The sequence below is a fragment of the Zoogloea sp. genome (assembly GCF_041911615.1).
Lineage (GTDB): Bacteria > Pseudomonadota > Gammaproteobacteria > Burkholderiales > Rhodocyclaceae > Zoogloea.
In genome coordinates this window covers 24,458-39,228 of sequence record NZ_JAYROR010000122.1, presented here as the reverse complement: position 1 = coordinate 39,228, position 14,771 = coordinate 24,458, and the positions used below count along the sequence as shown (strand labels likewise).

At 71.0% G+C, this 14,771-nt stretch carries 12 protein-coding genes; 7 read left to right on the top strand and 5 right to left on the bottom strand.

Annotated features, from left to right (window positions below):
- Nucleotides 1-15: 15 nt before the first annotated feature.
- Entirely contained in the window at nt 16-924 is a 909-nt protein-coding gene (locus ACE3P2_RS15930; RefSeq protein WP_374266223.1) for a LysR substrate-binding domain-containing protein, read from the top strand.
- A gap of 99 nt (nt 925-1,023) precedes the next feature.
- Nucleotides 1,024-1,830, top strand: coding sequence for a hypothetical protein (locus ACE3P2_RS15925; RefSeq protein ID WP_374266221.1), 807 nt, complete (start codon nt 1,024-1,026; stop codon nt 1,828-1,830).
- Between the two features lie 65 nt (nt 1,831-1,895).
- Here the strand turns inward: ACE3P2_RS15925 and ACE3P2_RS15920 are convergent, their stop codons facing one another.
- From ACE3P2_RS15920 to ACE3P2_RS15910, 3 genes are read right to left on the bottom strand one after another with little or no spacing between them, the layout of a single operon-like run.
- Nucleotides 1,896-3,320 (bottom strand): efflux transporter outer membrane subunit, encoded by a 1,425-nt coding sequence (locus tag ACE3P2_RS15920; protein ID WP_374266219.1) that lies wholly within the window; start codon nt 3,318-3,320, stop codon nt 1,896-1,898.
- On the bottom strand, nt 3,317-6,445 hold the full coding sequence (locus ACE3P2_RS15915; RefSeq protein ID WP_374266217.1) for an efflux RND transporter permease subunit: 3,129 nt from the start codon (nt 6,443-6,445) through the stop codon (nt 3,317-3,319). Before ACE3P2_RS15915 ends, ACE3P2_RS15920 begins: the two co-directional genes overlap by 4 nt.
- 13 nt (nt 6,446-6,458) lie before the next feature.
- A complete protein-coding gene (locus tag ACE3P2_RS15910) occupies nt 6,459-7,676 on the bottom strand; it encodes an efflux RND transporter periplasmic adaptor subunit (RefSeq protein ID WP_374266215.1) in 1,218 nt (405 codons plus the stop codon).
- 108 nt (nt 7,677-7,784) lie between these two features.
- On the opposite strand from ACE3P2_RS15910, the gene ACE3P2_RS15905 reads away from it, so the two are divergent.
- Complete coding sequence (locus ACE3P2_RS15905; RefSeq protein ID WP_374266213.1) at nt 7,785-8,390, top strand: TetR family transcriptional regulator; 606 nt, start codon at nt 7,785-7,787, stop codon at nt 8,388-8,390.
- Between the two features lie 6 nt (nt 8,391-8,396).
- On the opposite strand, the gene ACE3P2_RS15900 is transcribed toward ACE3P2_RS15905, so the two are convergent.
- Nucleotides 8,397-9,581 carry a hypothetical protein gene (locus tag ACE3P2_RS15900; protein ID WP_374266211.1) on the bottom strand — a complete coding sequence of 395 codons (1,185 nt, stop codon included), beginning with the start codon at nt 9,579-9,581 and terminating at the stop codon, nt 8,397-8,399.
- A gap of 40 nt (nt 9,582-9,621) precedes the next feature.
- Nucleotides 9,622-12,039 carry a hypothetical protein gene (locus tag ACE3P2_RS15895; RefSeq protein ID WP_374266209.1) on the bottom strand — a complete coding sequence of 806 codons (2,418 nt, stop codon included), beginning with the start codon at nt 12,037-12,039 and terminating at the stop codon, nt 9,622-9,624.
- A 136-nt stretch (nt 12,040-12,175) separates the two neighbouring features.
- On the opposite strand from ACE3P2_RS15895, the gene ACE3P2_RS15890 reads away from it, so the two are divergent.
- The 4 genes from ACE3P2_RS15890 to ACE3P2_RS15875 are packed head-to-tail and all read left to right on the top strand — an operon-like array spanning nt 12,176 to nt 14,770.
- Nucleotides 12,176-13,144 carry a prenyltransferase gene (locus tag ACE3P2_RS15890; protein ID WP_374266207.1) on the top strand — a complete coding sequence of 323 codons (969 nt, stop codon included), beginning with the start codon at nt 12,176-12,178 and terminating at the stop codon, nt 13,142-13,144.
- Nucleotides 13,141-13,827, top strand: coding sequence for an HAD family hydrolase (locus ACE3P2_RS15885; RefSeq protein WP_374266205.1), 687 nt, complete (start codon nt 13,141-13,143; stop codon nt 13,825-13,827). Before ACE3P2_RS15890 ends, ACE3P2_RS15885 begins: the two co-directional genes overlap by 4 nt.
- Nucleotides 13,824-14,162 (top strand): hypothetical protein, encoded by a 339-nt coding sequence (locus ACE3P2_RS15880; protein WP_374266203.1) that lies wholly within the window; start codon nt 13,824-13,826, stop codon nt 14,160-14,162. The genes ACE3P2_RS15885 and ACE3P2_RS15880 overlap by 4 nt, the downstream gene beginning before the upstream one ends.
- On the top strand, nt 14,159-14,770 hold the full coding sequence (locus ACE3P2_RS15875; RefSeq protein WP_374266201.1) for a glutathione S-transferase family protein: 612 nt from the start codon (nt 14,159-14,161) through the stop codon (nt 14,768-14,770). Before ACE3P2_RS15880 ends, ACE3P2_RS15875 begins: the two co-directional genes overlap by 4 nt.
- Nucleotide 14,771: the final 1 nt, after the last annotated feature.

Here is a 14,771-nt window from a genome sequence, read left to right as displayed (position 1 = left end):
TAGAATTTCTGGACCATGAAGCCCTATCCACCGCTCAAATCCCTTGTTGCCTTTGATGCGGCCATGCGACTGAATAGTTTTTCTCTCGCCGCCGAGGCTCTTTGCGTGACCCCCGGCGCGGTCGGCCAGCAGATTCACAAGCTCGAGGCATGGCTCGGCGTCGCGCTGTTCGTCCGCCACGTGCGCCAGGTGCAGCCCACCGATGCGGCGCGGGACTACTGGCAGCGCATCCAACCGGCCCTGGCGCAGATCGCCGACGCCAGCCACGCCCTGCGCGACAGCCCGCGCAACGCGGTGTGGCTGTCGATGCCGCCGAGCTTCGCCGCCAAGTGGTTCACCGCGCGCATGGCCCGCCTGCTGACCCGTCATCCGACCCTCGCGCTGCATCTGAACGCCACCGCCGTGCAGGTGGATTTCCAGCGCGACGGCATCGATCTGGCGATCCGCTACTTCGACGGCGCCGCCGCCGATCTCGATGCGACCCGGCTCTACGACGACGAGGCGCGCCTCTACTGCGCGCCGGCCTACGCCCGCGCCCTCGACCTGCGCACGCCGGCCGACCTGCAGCGCGCGACGCTGCTCGTGACCACCGTCCAGCCCCATTGGGCGCGTTGGTTCCAGCAGTTCGCGGCACTGCCCGACGAGGCCGTCGCGGCGATCCCGCGCATCCATTTCGACCAGGGTCTGATGGCGATCGACGCCGCCCGCCAGGGCCAGGGCGTGGTGATGATCAGCCCCCTGCTCACCGACGCCGAGCTGCGCGACGGCAGTCTCGTCGAGGTATTTCCACTGCGCCTGCCGCTCGCCAACGGCTACTACCTCGTGCATCCCCGCAAGCGGGCGCTGAGCCCGGCCGCGCAGGCGGTGAAGGCGTGGTTCATCGACGAGGCGCGCGCGCCCCGCGATCCGGCCGCGCGCACCTGACCGCTCGCCGCCCCAAAAAAAGAAGTCGGCACGGGGCCGCGGGCGCCGCGCGGATTCGGTACATTGGCCGCATGTCTTCCCTGCCGGCCTGAATCCTCGATGCGCGTCCCCCTTTCAGACTTCGGCCGAACGAGCGGCCTGCTCGCCGTCGTCGTCGTCAGTGGCTCCGCCCTGGCCACCGCCGACGGCCCCGACCACTTCCGCCTGCGGGCGCCGGCGGCGTTGCGCGCGGAGCCCCGCTCCGACGCGGCGGTGGTGCGACACCTGCCGGATGGGGGCGTCTGCCTGCGCAACCTGGGTTGTCGGGCCGCGCCCCGGTCGTCCGGGGAGCCCTGGTGCCGGATCGAGCACGCCGGCCAGCAGGGCTGGGTCGAGGCTCGCCGACTGGCCGAGGCGGCCTGTGCGCAAGGGGTGCCGCCGGTGATCCGCGGGCGTCTGCGCGGCTATGAGGACGTGGATTACCCGCTCCACGGCCGCGCCGGGCAGACGCTGAGCGTCGTGCTGCGGGCGCGTCATCCGCAGCTCTACTTCAACGTGTTGCCGCCGGGCGGCGAGGCGGCGATGTTCATCGGCAGCCAGACGGGCGACCGATTTGCGCGCACCCTGCCGGCGGACGGGATCTACACCGTGCGCGTGTATCTGATGCGGGCCGCCGCGCGCCGCAACGAGCGCGGCGCCTTCACCCTGCGGCTGGGGCTGGTGGGCACGCCGCTGGCGGCGCGGGATGACGCGAAGGACGCCCGGGTCGAGGGCACGCCCTACCACGCCACGGCGCTGCTCCGCTGTGCGCGGGGCGACGCCGCGCCGGACCCGCCCCAGGCGACCCGCGAGGGTGATCTGACCCGGCTGCGGATCGGCGACGACGAGCGCATCGAGGTGCCCGACGCGCTGCTCACCGGCGGCTGAGGCAGCACCCGAAAAAAAGGCCGACCCTCGCGGATCGGCCTTTGCGGCTGCGTCGTACCCGTGTTTCAGCTGCCCTTCCAGCCGCCTCCGAGGGCCTTGAAGAGCTCCACCGTGGCGCCGAGGCGGGCCTGGCGGTTCTGCACCCAGGCGAGGGTCGCGTCGTTGGCGGTGCGTTGGGCGGTGAGCACCTCGAGGTAGGGCGAGTAGCCCCCGTCGTAGCGCACCTGGGCGAGCTGCAGGGCGCGCTGGGCGGCGTTCATCGCGCGGCCGTAGGCGTCCTCGGCCTCGCCGGTCTCGCGGACCTTGACCAGCGCGTCGTTCACCTCGCGGAAGGCCGTGTAGCTGGCCTTGCGGTAGGCCTCGAGGCTCTGCTTCTGCTGGGCGGTGATCTGGTCCACCTGGGCGCGCAGGCGCCCGCCTTCGAAGATCGGCTGGGTGAGGCCGGCGCCGAACGACCAGATCGTGGACGGGGCGCTGAACAGCTGCGACAAGTCCTTGCTCTCGCGGCCCCAGTTGCCGGTGAGGGTGATGCTGGGGAACAGCGCGGCCTTGGCGACGCCGATCTTGGCGTTGGCGGCGATCAGGTCGGCCTCGGCCTGGCGCACGTCCGGGCGCGCGTCGAGCAGGCTCGACGGCAGGCCGGCGGGCGGCACCGGCGGCAGCGGCAGGTTGCGCACGTCGCCCGGAGGAATCTTCAGGCCGGGCTGGCCGACCAGCAGGCCGAGCAGGTTCTCGGCGAGGGCGCGGGCCTTTTCGGTCTCGAGTTGCTGTGCGGTGTAGGTGGCGAGCGCCCCCTCGGCCTGCTGCACGTCGAGCTGCGAGGCGATGCCGCCTTCGAAGCGCGTGCGGGTGAGCTGGGTGCTGCGGCTCTGGCTGGTCACCGAATCGTTGTTCACGCGCTGCTGGGCGTCGAGGGCGCGCAGGTTGAGATAGGCCTGCACCACCGACGCGGCCAGGCTCAGCGACACGGTCTCGCTGGCGTAGCGGGTGCCCAGCGCCTGCGCCCGGGCGGCTTCCGAGGCGCGTCGCAGCTTGCCCCAGACGTCCAGCTCGAAGGAGGTGGACAGGGCGAGCCGGGTGCTGCTGCGGGTGGCCGGCACCGAGGACGGCAGCGGCGTGGCGTTGGTCGTGCTGATGCGGTTGCGGCTGCCCGAGGCGCCGCCGTCCACCTGCGGGAGGAGGGCGGCATCCACCTGGCGCAGCACCGCGTCGGCTTCCTCGATGCGGGCCGCGGCGCTGCGGGCGTCGGGGCTGTCGGCGAGGGCCTGGCGGACCAGTTCGTCGAGCTGGGCGTCGCCGAACAGGGTCCACCACTGGCTGGCCAGCGCCGGCGTGGCGGCGGTGCCGGCGGCCGGCGCCCCAGCCGGGGCGGTGTAGTCGGCGGGCAGCTTCACGGCGGCCTCGGGCCGCACGTAGTCGGGGCCGATGGCGCAGCCGGTGAGGGCGCCGGCGAGGGCCAGCGCCAGCAGGGTGGGAACGGGGCGGATCATTGCTGCGGCTCCTGGTGGCTCGGGTGGTTGTGCGGCAGGTGACCCGCCGGATGACGGACCTTGCCGCGGCTCAGCCACTTGAAGAACAAGGGGACGAAGATGGTGGCGATGAAGGTGGCGGCGAGCACCCCGCCGACCACGCCGGTGCCCATCGAGCGGCGCGCGGCGGCGCCGGCACCGGTGGAGATGGCCAGTGGCAGCACGCCGAGCACGAAGGCCAGCGAGGTCATCACGATCGGCCGGAAGCGCAGGCGCGCCGCCTCGATCGCCGCCTCGACGACGCCCATGCCCTCGGCCTGCTTCTGGGCGGCGAACTCGACGATCAGGATCGCGTTCTTCGCCGCCAGGCCGATCAGCACCACCAGGCCGATCTGGAAGTAGATGTCGTTGGGCATCGCGCGCAGCAGCACCGCGAGCAGGGCGCCGAACATCGCGAAGGGCACCGCCATGATCACCGCCAGCGGCAGCGACCACTTCTCGTACTGGGCGGCGAGGATCAGGAACACCATCACGATGCCGAAGCCGAAGGCGATCACCGAGGCGCTGCCGGTGCGCTTTTCCTGGAAGGCCTGGCCGACCCATTCGGTGCGGAAGCCTTCCGGCAGGCTGGCGGCGGCCACTTCCTCGACGGCCTTGATGGCGTCGCCCGAGCTGTAGCCCGGCGCGGCACCGCCCAGCACCTTGGCGGCGACGAAGCCGTTGAAGCGCTCGACCATCTCGGGGCCGGTGATCGTCTTGATCGTGGCCACGGCCGACAGGGGCACCATCGCGCCGGCGCCGGTCTTGACGTAGGACTTGAGGATGTCCTCCGGCTTGGCCCGGTAAGCCGCCTCGGATTGCACCATCACCTTGTAGGTCTTGCCGCCGCGGTTGAAGTCATTGACGTACAGCGTGCCGGTGGTGGCCTGCAGGGTGGCGTAGATCGAGTCGATGCTGATGCCCATCGACATCGCCTTGGGTTCGTCCACCTCCACGTAGAGCTGCGGCGCGCTGACCCGGAAGAAGCTGTTGAGGCCCGCCAGCTCGGGGCGCTTCTTGAGCGCCTCGATGAACTGGCCGGTGACTTCCGCCAGGTGGCGGGCGTCGCCGTCGGCGCGGTTCTGCACGTACACCTCGAAGCCGCCGGCGGTGCCGAGGCCCTGGATCGGGGGCGGATTGAAGACCAGGCCCATGCCGTCCGGCAGGGTCATGCCCAGTCCGGTGAACTTCTTGGCCATCTCCTCGGTGGTGACGGTGCGCTCCTCCCACGGCTTGAAGATGATGAAGGTGGTGGCGACGCTCGGCCGGTTGTTGTCGGTGATGAAGTCCACGCCCTTGATGAAGAAGATGTTCTCGATGTCGTCGGACTTGATGCGACCGTACATCTGGTCGGTGGCGTCGTTGGTGCGCTGGGCCGAGGCGCCGTCGTTGAGGGTGACGAAGCCGAACAGGTAGCCCTGGTCCTCGGCCGGCACGAAGCTGCCCGGTACCGTGCGCAGCAGCCAGGCCGCCGCGCCGATGGTCAGCACGAACACCAGGGTGCCGATGATGCCGTGGCGCAGGGTCAGGCCGACGGTGTCGGTGTAGCTCTTGGTGAAGCGTTCGAACAGCCGGTTGAAGGGCCGGAACAGCGGCTTCTCCTCGTGCTCGGGCTTGAGCAGCAGGGCGCACAGGGCCGGGGTCAGGGTCAGCGCGACGATGCCGGAGATGACCACCGCCACCGCGACGGTGACGGCGAACTGCTTGTACAGCACGCCGGCGATGCCGCCGAGGAAGGCGACCGGGACGAACACCGCGCACAGCACCAGCACGATCGCGACGACCGCGCCGGACACCTCGCGCATGGCCTCGATGGCAGCGTTCTTGGGCGACATCTTCTCTTCGTTCATCAGGCGCTCGACGTTCTCGAGCACGACGATCGCGTCGTCCACGACGATACCGATCGCCAGCACCATCGCGAACAGCGTCAGGGTGTTGATCGAGAAGCCGAACAGCCACATGCCGGCGAAGGTGCCGATCAGCGACACCGGCACCGCGACGATCGGGATCAGCGTGGCGCGCCAGCTCTGCAGGAACAGGTAGACCACCGCGATCACCAGGATCACCGCTTCGCCGAGGGTCTTCAGCACTTCCTTGGCGGATTCCTGGATGAAGCGGGTGGTGTCGTAGGGCACCACGTACTCGACGCCCTTCGGGAAGCGTTTCTGCATCTCGTCGAGGCGGGCGCGCACGGCGGTGGCGGTGTTCAGCGCGTTGGCGCCGGACTGCAGGTAGATGCCCATGCCGGACACCGGCGCGCCGTTCACGGTGGCGCTGCGGTCGTAGCCGTCGGCACCGAGCTCGATGCGGGCCACGTCGCGCACGCGCACCACGCCGGCGGGGCCGTCGGCGCGCAGGATGATGTTGCCGAAGTCGTCCGGGGTGAGCAGGCGGCCCTTGGCGGTGACGGTGTAGGTGAGCTGCTGGCCATTGACCATCGGCTCGGCGCCGATCTTGCCGGCCGCGTTCTGGGTGTTCTGCACGCGGATCGCCGCGGCGACCTCGGAGGTGGTCACGCCGAGCTTGGCCATCACGTCGGGCTTGAGCCAGATGCGCATGGCGTACACCGGGTCGAACTGCTGGGCGTCGCCCACGCCGGGAATCCGGCGGATCTCCTCGATGATGTTGGTGGCGACGTAGTTGGACAGGAACAGCGCGTCGTGGGTGCGTTCGGGCGAGCGCAGGGCGGCGAACATCAGGATGTTGTTCGAGCGCTTCTGAACCAGCACGCCGGTGCGGCGCACGTCGTCGGGCAGGCGCGGTTCGGCCACCTTGACCCGGTTATTGACGGCGATCAGCGCGTCGTCCGGGTCGGTGCCCACCTCGAAGGTGGCGGTGATCGTCACCACGCCGGCCGAGTTGCTGGTGGAGTTGTAGTAGATCAGGCCCTCGACGCCGGAGAGCTGCTCCTCGATGGGGGCGGCGACGGTCTTCGAGAGGGTGTCGGCGTTGGCGCCGGGGAAGGTGGCGCTGATGATCACCGTCGGCGGGGTGATTTCGGGGTACTGGGCGACCGGCAGCGTGAGCGAGGCCATCAGGCCGGCGATCACGATGACGATGGAGATGACCGATGCGAAGATCGGACGGCTGATGAAGAAACGTGACATGGATGGCGCTCCCTCAGCCCTTGGCCGGCGCGGCGGCGGGGGCGGCGCCCGGCTTGGCGGCACCCGGCGCGCCCGGACCTTCGCCCGGCGCATGGGGGGCGACCGGCGCACCCGGACGGACCTTCACCAGGTTATCGACGATCACCTTGTCGCCGGCCTTCAGCCCGCTGAGGATGACCCAGTCCTTGCCGCTCCACTGGCCGGTCTTGACCGGACGCGGCGCAACTTTGTTGTCGGGGCCGACGGTCATCACCAGGGCGCCCATGTCGCTCTGGATCACTGCGCCCTGGGGCACCTTGAAGACGCCTTCGCGCTCGCCGGTGATCAGGCGGGCGCGCACGAACTGACCCGGCAGCAGACGGCCTTCGGCGTTCGGGAACTCGCCGCGCAGCTGCAGCGTGCCGAGCTTGGGATCGATCTGGCTGGCGGCGAAGTTGATCCGGCCACGCTGGGCGTAGGTGCTGCCGTCGGGCAGGATCAGCTCCACGCTGCGGATGGCTTTCGGGTTGAAGCGGCCGTCCGGCGTCGCCGCGGCGAGTTCGCTTTCGGACACCGAGAAGCGCACCCAGATCGGATTGACCTGCACGATGGTGGTCAGCAGGGTGTTGCCGCCCGTGGCGACCAGCGTGCCTTCGGACACCTGCGCGCGCCCGGTGACGCCGGAAACCGGCGCGGTGACGTTGGCGTAGGAGAGGTTCAGCTCGGCCTGACGCAGTGCGGCCTGGGCGGCCTGGACGGCGGCCAGCGCCACGCTGTTGTCGGAGGTCGCGGTGTCGTATTCGCGCTGGCTGATCGCCTGCTGGGCGAGGAGCGCCTTGAGGCGGCCGGCTTCGCGCTGGGTCTGCTCGACCTTGGCCTTGGCTTCGGCGAGCTGGGCCTTGGCCTGGGCCACGGCGACGTCGAGGGGCTCGCGATCGATCTGGAAGAGGGTCTGGCCGGCCTTCACGGTGGCGCCTTCCTCATAGACGCGCTTCATGAGGATGCCGCCGACGCGGGCGCGGACTTCCACCTCCCGCGCGCCTTCGGTCTGGGCGACGGCTTCGACGCTGGTCTCGGCGCGGGTCGGCTGCATTTCGAGGGCGGTGACCGGCATCGCCGGCATTGCCGCGGGCGGCGCGCCGGCGGCCTGCTGGTCCTTGCCGGAGCACGCGCTCAGGAGTACGAGGGAAACCGCCAGAGCCGGCAGGGCAAGGCGGGACGAGGAGGGCTGGGGGAGGGGATGCGCGCTCAAGATGAACTCCAGGGCTGGATTTCTGGTTTGTATTGGGGGATAGTTTTATACAAACACGAATGTATGTAAATAGCCCTCGCTATCATTCTACGATGGTACCTATTCAATATGGTTCGCAAGACCAAGGAAGAAGCTGAAGTTACCCGGCGCCACATCATCGAGGCCGCTCGCCGGGTCTTTCTCGAGTGCGGCGTCGGCCGGACCAGCCTCGAGAAGATCGCCGCCGCCGCCGGGGTGACCCGCGGCGCGGTGTATTGGCATTTCAAGAACAAGACCGAGCTGTTCTTCGCGATGCGCGAGGATGCCGTGCTGCCGTTTCTCGACCGGGTGGTGTTCGACGCCGACGCCGACGACCCCCTGGGCGGCATCGAGCACGCCCTGCAGGAGATCATTCGCATCCTCGTCGATCAGGCCCAGACCCGCGAAACCTTCGAGATCCTCGCGTTCAAGTGCGAATACGTGGGCGAATTCAGCTCGATGCGCGGTTGCACCGACGGGCAGATGGATTTCCTGGGGATGCTCGCCGACGCCTATCGCCGGGCTGCGGCAAAAGGCCAGCTGCGCCTGCCCACCGATCCGGAGATGCTCGCCTACGACACTTTCCTGTTTGTCGGCGGGCTCATCAAGCACTGGATCGCCGGCACGCCCGACGAGCGCTTCCGCATCGACGCCGAGCGCTTCATCACCGAGCACGTGGCGCTACGCCGGGCTTAGGCGCGCTCAGCGTCCCGCCGGCTGGCGGGTCACCATCCCGTGGCTCTGGAAGGCGCCGGGCGACCACGCGCCGGGCGGTGTCAGCGGCCGGGTGCCGATCGGCAGCGCGAACTCGGCCCGTGGCGTGAGCAGTTCGCCGAGCGGACCGTCGGGCGGGGCCACCCGTCCGCGCAGGAGGTCCGGCGGCGTGAAGTCCAGCGAGTCGGGGTCCATCGCCCCGCCGGGAAGGGGGAAGTTGCCCCGGTGGTCTCCCGGCAGCGCCACGCTGAAGCCGCCCAGCCCCACCGTCAGATTGTTGCGGGTGACGATCTGGGCGTCCGCCGGCAGCTTGTCGGACCACGCGCGGGTGAACCAGGCCGGCCGCCAGCCCGTGTTGATCAGGGTGTTGTGGGCCATCAGCAGGCGGTTTTCGGGCCATCGGCTGCCCTCGGCACCGTAGGCGACGACGATCGGATTGGGGCTGGTGGCGCTCTGGGCGATCACGTTGCCCACCACCACCGCGACCCCGCCGTTGGGGAACTCCAACTCGTACGAAGCCATGCCGCCGCTGCCATCGACGAGCAGGTTGTAGCGCACTTCGCTGCGCGCCGCGCGGCTCTTGACCAGGTGCCCCAGGTAGCCTTGGTGGAAGCGGCTGCCTTCGAGCACGAAGGTCTTGATGTGGCCGACGTAGAGCAGGTGGTGCAGCGTGCCGGCCTCGCGCGGGGCCTGGCTGAAGCGGCTGTCGAAGACGCGCAGCTCGGCGCTGTCGACGTTGGCGGTGAGGATGCCGTTCTGGTTGTCCTCGAAGACGCAGTCGCGCACCTCGAGGCTGCCTTGCTCGAAGCGGATGCCGGCGCCGTTGCCGTCGGCGACACGGGCGCCGCGGAACTCGATGTTCTCGACCTTGAAATGGCCGTTGGGGAACACCCAGATGGCCTTGCCGTCGGCGCTGCGGCCGTCGGCGGAGAGCACCGGGCGGCCGCCGTAGCCGCGGATCTCGAGGGCCTTCTGAGGCCACACGGCAACGTCGGCCTTGTAGGTGCCGGGGCGGATCAGCACGGTGTCGCCGTCCTTGGCGAGGCGGGCCGCGTCGGCGATGCGGGTGATCGCCTCGGCGGGGCCGACGATCAGCGTCGCGGCGGCGGCCGGGGACGGCGCGACGACGAGGTGGGCGGCGAACAGGGCGGCGAGCGGCGCGAGGGCTTTCATGACGTTGGCGCGTTGGGGCGGAGCCGCCGATGGTAGCCGATCAGCGCGCCGGTGGCTGGCGCAGGTTGAGCCCCAGCCACAGCAGCAGGAGCAGCATCACGGTGATTCGCGGCATGTCGAGCAGGCTGTCGACCATGCCCACGGTGGTGACGCCGGCCAGGGCCGCGAGCAGCGTCGGGGCGTGGGGTTGCAGGCGGGTCGGTCGGCGCGCCAGATGGAGCAGCGCCGCGGCGAGGAGCAGCAGCACCGCCGCCCCGCCCAGGGTGCCCTGTTCGATGTAGGCGTGGACGAACAGGTTCTTGGCGTGCCACGGCAGGTGGTCGCGGTCGGAGCTGAAGAACCAGAAATCGCCGCCGCGTTCGAAGTCGCCGTTGGAGACGAGGGGGCGGAGCTGGCCGTCGATGAGCTCGATGTCATCCAGGTCCACCGGCGTCGCAGTGGTCAGGCCGGCGGTGAAGACCGTGATTTGCGGCGGCCAGGCGGGCGGCGCCAGCGGCTCGGCGAAGCTGCCGGCGATCTGCTGCCATTCGCCGGAGCCCCGGATCGGCACCAGGGAATAGGTGCAGGGGGCCGCGTACAGCAGGTGCTTCCGGCACACCGCCAGCATCAGTTGGGTGTCGCTCTGGCTGCGCGCCTTGAAGCGGTAATGCAGCGGCGTCGTCGCATCCATCGGCAGGCGCTGGGTGAGCAGCACCACCTCGTCGATGCTGCGTGGCTGGCGTGGCCCGCCCAGGCGCATGTAGCGGGATCCGGCATCGCCCAGCAGTGATAGCGAGCCGGGCGTGGCCGGATCGGCGACATGCCAGAAATAGGCTTCGGGGAAGCGCCCCAGGCCGATGCCCAGCAGCGCGTCGAGGCCGCCCTGCATCAGACTCAGGCTGCGTTCGGTGTGCTGGAAACGGGTGCCCGCGTCGGCGGCGGTGTTGGCGAGGCGGCTGCCCATGTAGTAGCCGCCGAGGGTGGTGACCAGCATTCCCCCCACCGCCAGCACGGTGACGAGGCCCTGGACGTCGCGGCCGCGCGGTTGCCACAGGGGCGTGCGGCCGAGGGCCTGGCGGGCCAGCACGACGATCAGCAGCACCGCGCCGCCGAGCGTGCCGGCAAAGCGCAGCGGTTCGCTCCAGAAGGCGCTGACGAGCACCGTGGACCACGCGAGCCCGCCCAGCAACGCGACGAACACCGCGCCGCCGATGGCCGCCCCGCGGCGGCGCAGGCCCAGGGCCAGCGCGGCGCTCGCCCACAGCCCGGCGTAGCCGAGGTAGACGCCCTTGGGCAGGTTCAGCGCCGCTCCGGCGACGACCACCGCCAGCACCAGGCTGCCGGCGAGGCCCAGCGCGAAGCGGGCGGGACGCATTCCGGCCAGCGCCGTGCCGGCCGGCCACGCCAGCAGGGCGGTGCCGGTGAAGGCCAGGAGGGCCCGATAGCCGCCCTCCGGAAAGGTCAGCACGCCGCCCGCCAGCAGCGCCGCGACGAGGGCGGCGAGGCGAACCGGATGGCGTCGCGGCGTATCGCCCGCGGTCGCCGTCGGACGGCCCAGGGACGCCAGCCCGAGCACCGCCAGCATCACCAGCAGCGCGCCATAGACGATCCGCGAGAAGGTGGTGAACAGCGCGTAGAGGCCGATCGCGACGATCAGCAGCGTCAGCGTCCTGGCCAGCGGCCCGCGGGCGCGGCGCAGGCCGAGCAGGGCGAAGGGGAAGCTCAGCATCAGCCAGGCGTCGAGCGCCGCGCCGCCCACGTGCATCTCCCAGAACAGGGCGGTGGTGCGGTAGTCGGACGCGAAATTGGTGAAGCCGGGGAACGCCACCCGCTCCCACAGCGCCGCCGCGGCGCAGGTGCCGAGGCCGAGGGTCAATCCCAGGCCGAAGCGGTCGAGCGCCGCCTCGCCGTCGCGCCGCACCGCCAGGTGCAGGAACGGAATCAGCGCGAAGGCGAACAGGAAGCCCTTGCCGATCCGCAGCGCGTTGAGCGTCGAGTTATAGCCGACCAGCGAGGCCGCGTCCGCCGCCGGCAGCGGCAGCAGGCCGTGCAGCCCGGAGAGCGCGACGCTCAACGCCAGCAGCCCGAACAGCCCGAGCGCGCCGGCCCGCAGCTTGAGCGGCGCGCGGCCGGCGAGCGTCGCCGGCGGAGGCGCGAAGGCTTCGCGCAGGCCCAGCGCGGCGAGGGTCGTCAAGGCCAGCGCGTCGCTTTCGGTGAAATGGATGTGGCCGCCCCACGGCGCCAGGTCGGCCACCGGCCACAGCGCGGGCAGCAGCACCAGCCAGGCCGTCGGCCGCGCGATCAAGATCGCCCCGTACAGCCCGAGCAGGGCGCCGGCGATGCGGCGGTCGAGGGGGTAGGGCGCGAACCACGCCGACAGCAGCACCACGGCGACGACGAGGATCAGCCCACCGTAGAGGCGGGCGCCCGGGCCCGGGCGATGGACGGTGGGGGGACGGGCGGAGGCGGCGGTAGTCAAGATCGGCGGCGCGGCGAAGACGGAAACGGCCCATGCTAACTGATTCGACCGGCCGACGCAGGCCCGCCCGGGCTGTCCCTTGACCGCCGCCGCGGCACACCGCACGATGGCGGGTCAATCCGTGTGTCCGCGAGCCATGGCCTCGACTCCCGCCCCTGCCGAACCCGTTCCCGCGCTGCGCGCCCGGCCCTTTGTGGCCTGCCTGCTGGCCACCCGCCCGGCCTTCCTGGGCGTGACCCTGTTCGCCTGCCTGATCGGGCTGGCGACGGCCCACGGCAGCGGCGTCGCGCTCGACCCGCTGAAGGCGGTCCTGACCGTGCTGTTCGCCCTCATCGCCCACGCCGGCATCAACGTCCTCAACGATTTCTACGATGCCCGCAGCGGCGCCGACGCGGCCAACCGCGAGCGGCTTTTTCCCTTCACCGGCGGCAGCCGTTTCATCCAGAACGGCGTGCTGTCCGAGGCCGAGACCGGGCGCCTGGGTTTCGCCCTGCTGGCCGCTGTGGTGCCGGCCGGGCTGTGGCTGGCCTGGCAGTCGGCGCCCGGGCTGATCGTCGTCGGACTGGCCGGCCTCCTGCTCGGCTGGGCCTACACCGCGCCGCCGCTGGCCCTGGTGAGTCGGGGGCTGGGCGAGGCGGCGGTGGCGGCGGGCTGGCTGATCGTGGTGGTGGGCAGCGACTTCGTCCAGCGCGGCGGGTTCGCGGCCGCGCCGCTGCGCGGTGGGCTGTCGTACGCCCTGCTGGTGGCGGCGATCCTGTTCATCAACGCGTTTCCCGACCGGCGTGGCGACGCCGCCACCGGCAAGCGCACCCTGGTCGTCCGCCTGGGCCCCGACGGCGCCAAGTGGGCCTACCTCGGGCTGGTGCTGGTGGCCTACGGCTGGCTGGTGCTGATGGTCGGCCGCGAGCGTCTGCCCCACGGCGCCGCCGCCGCGGCGATGACGCTGATCCTGTCGTTCCGCGCGGCGCGCCACCTGATCGCCCATGCCGCCGAGCCCGCCGCGCTGGCCCCGGCGATCAAGCTCACCCTTGCCGCCGCCCACCTGCACGGCCTCGTCCTCGCCGCCACGCTGGCCTTCGGACGCTGGCCCGGAGCCGCCCCATGAGTTTCGCCCTGCCCTTTGCGCCCGCCGACATCCGCGGCGTCATCTTCGACATGGACGGCCTGCTCCTCGACAGCGAGCGGATCGCCCTCGCCACCGTCGCGGAGGCGGCGGCCGAACTGGGCCTCGCGTGGCGCTACGAGGTCGGCCTGGCGATGGTCGGCCTCAACGCCCAGGACGGCCCGGCGGTGATCCGCCACCACCTGGGCGACGACTACCCCACGGCGGCGCTCTACGCGGCCTTCGGGCGGCGTTACGAGGCGACCATCGCGGCCGGACGCATCCCGGTCAAAGGCGGCGCCGCCGAGCTCTTCGACCAGCTCGACCGGATCGCGCTCGGCCGCGTCGTCGCCACCTCCACCCGTCGCGCCCGTGCCGAGCCCAAGCTGGCCGCGGTCGGCCTGCTGCCGCGGGTGCATGGCATGGTCTGCGGCGACGAGGTCGAGCGCGGCAAGCCGGCGCCGGACATCTACTTCGCCGCCGCCGCGCGCCTGGACGTGCCGATCGCCGACTGCCTGGTGCTGGAGGATTCCAACGCCGGCGTGCGCGGTGCGCTGGCCGCCGGGGCGCGGGTGGTGATGGTGCCCGACCTGCTCCAGCCCGCCGACGACGTGCGCGCCGCCGGCGTGCCGCTGGCGGCCAGCCTGCACGACCTGGCCCGTTTCTTCGCCGGAGGATCGCCATGAAAAGTCTGCCCCTGCTGCCCGCCCTGCTGTTGACCCTCGGCGTGCCGCCGAGCCACGCCGCCGCCCAGGATGCGCCGGTGCCCGGCTCCACCGCCTTCTGCCCGTTCGCGCTGCCCGCCGAGAACGGCACCCAGCGGTCGATCAACCTGGGTATCGTGCAGTACATCGACGTGCGCGCCGACGAGGTCAAGATCGCCTTCGGTGGCGGCAATCTCGGCGCCGGCCACGAAGCCCGCATCCCCGTGAAGAACCGCGACGAAGCCGACGCCGTGCTCGCCCGCCTGCGCCAGACCGCCGCCCGTTGTGCCCAATCCACCCCCGGAGCCAAGCCATGAAACTCGTCGGAATGCTCGATTCGCCCTTCGTTCGCCGCAGCTTCATCACCGCCCGGATGCTCGGCATCCCCTTCGAGCACCAGTCGCTGTCGGTGTTTCGCCACTTCGACGCCTTTCACGCCCTCAATCCGCTGGTCAAGGCGCCGACGCTGGTGCTCGACGACGGCGGGACGATGGTCGACAGCAGCCAGATCATCGCCTGGTTCGAGCACCTGGCCGGCCCCGGCAAGAGCCTGCTGCCGGCCGAGCCGGCGGATCTGCAGCGCTGCCTGCAGCTCACCGGCTGGGGCCTCGCCGCCGCCGAGAAGAGCGTGCAGCGCTACTACGAGACCGCCGTGCGTCCCCGCGACGTGCGCTCGCCCGACTGGCTCGAGCGGGTCACTGGCCAGATCCGCGACACCTACGCCATGATCGAGCGCCACGTGGGCGACGCCGACTGGCTGTGCGGTGCCCGGCCTACTCAGGCCGACATCACCGTCGCGGTGGCCTGGCGGTTCACCCGCTTCACCGCCCCCGGCCTGGTGGACGACAGCGACTATCCGCACCTGTCGGCCCTTGCCACCCGCGCCGAGGGCCTGCCGGCCTTCCGCGCCGCCGATTTTCCCTGAC